The sequence below is a fragment of the Limnospira sp. PMC 289.06 genome (assembly GCF_032350395.1).
Taxonomy (GTDB): Bacteria; Cyanobacteriota; Cyanobacteriia; order Cyanobacteriales; family Microcoleaceae; genus Limnospira; species Limnospira platensis.
Map to the genome: position 1 here is coordinate 1 of NZ_JARPLC010000295.1, position 1497 is coordinate 1497.

The 1497-nt window shown below is 45.9% G+C and carries 1 protein-coding gene; it reads right to left on the reverse strand.

The window, feature by feature from the left end; translation table 11 throughout:
- The coding region (locus P5674_RS24605) for a response regulator (protein ID WP_315670388.1) at positions 1 to 796 on the reverse strand (796 nt) is incomplete at its 3' end.
- Between the last annotated feature and the right edge of the window lie 701 nt (positions 797 to 1497).

Genomic DNA, 1497 nt, shown 5'->3' on the forward strand with positions numbered 1-1497 from the left:
CAGAAATATCATTTCCCAAACCTTCCGAAAGAATCATTACTTCCGTAGTTTCCCAAACCAGGGATCTCAATTCCAGATCATTATTATTGATAACGCTGATGTTGTCTGTCGTGGAATTTTGATGATTCTGACCTTCCGCTAAGTATGCGAACCACTCCTTCCCTTGTGTAGCAGTGATATCCTGTTTGGTAGGGCTGACTCCAGCCCCCAGCCCTATCAGGTCTGAACCCACACCGAATGAACGCAGCAGACAATAGCTCACCTCAAACATTTTACCCACTGTTTCAACTATGCGCTGCAACATTTCCTGGGAATTAGGACAGGCGCGAATGGTACTTGTCACTTCATAAAGTAACGATTCCTGTTTTTGTGCTAGGCGTAGTTCCTCTGTGCGAGATTTCAGGACATTATGAGTTTCTAAACCTTGCTGAACGATCGCCTTGAGTTCATCAGATTTCCAAGGTTTAGTGACATATTTAAACACCTTACCGGAGTTAATTGCCTCTACCAGGTCTTCAACATCCGTATAACCAGTGAGGATAATGCGGATCGAATCGGGATATTGAGTCGCGGTCAAACTGAGAAACTCTGTGCCACTCATATAGGGCATCCGCTGATCAGAGATAATTACTGCTACTTCCCCCACCTCTTCTAAGATCTTCAATGCAGCCGGCCCACTTTCGGCTTTGAGAACTTTAAATTCCCGATGGAAAGTCCGGTATAGCAGATCTAAATTATCTGGCTCATCATCAACCACTAATATGGTGGGCTTCAATTTTCTGTTGGGGGAACTCATGCACCGATCTCCTGCTGGAAGGGCTCATCAATTCGGGGGCTTCGATGGTCAGTACTGGCACTAATGTGTCTGTAGGGGAGTAGATTACACCGTAGGTGACTCTTCACCATAAGCAAGCCAACCCAACCCGCCCGTCTAATTTGAGAGTTGTTCGCGATTAGGTAGACCATTGTAGACCGCTGAGTTCCAGAGGGAGCTATATTCATCTACAAGTGAGCGATACGGAATGTTTGACTATGTGCCTTTTCATCAACTGAGTTTAGTGGGAGGTTTAGCAATATTGTTCCAGCGGTCCCCAGACTGTTACACCCTCATGTTAATCATACTTTATCAAGAAACTGGGTCTAAAACCTTGCACTTCAGGGCGACTTCGTGATACAATAGTAATGGTTATGCGAGACGTTTAGGAGTGAAATAGGGCTGCAATGCCTGAAATAACCTCCTAGTGGGACTTCTATTCCTTGGTAGAATATAAGGAGTGCGCCCTGACCATCCCATAACTATCTATGTGTTCCAACATCTGGACTCGACACCCAGATAAGGCAGAGAGACTCAAGGTCAAGACAGAACACTAGAACGATGGAGTTGTGACCCATCTAGTAAAGCAGGAAGTTGAGAGTAACGGCGGTAGCCACCCCCAGTTTCAGGATTCACAACCCGTCAGATTGAAGCGGGGAACGGAAGGCGTAATAGAGGAACCA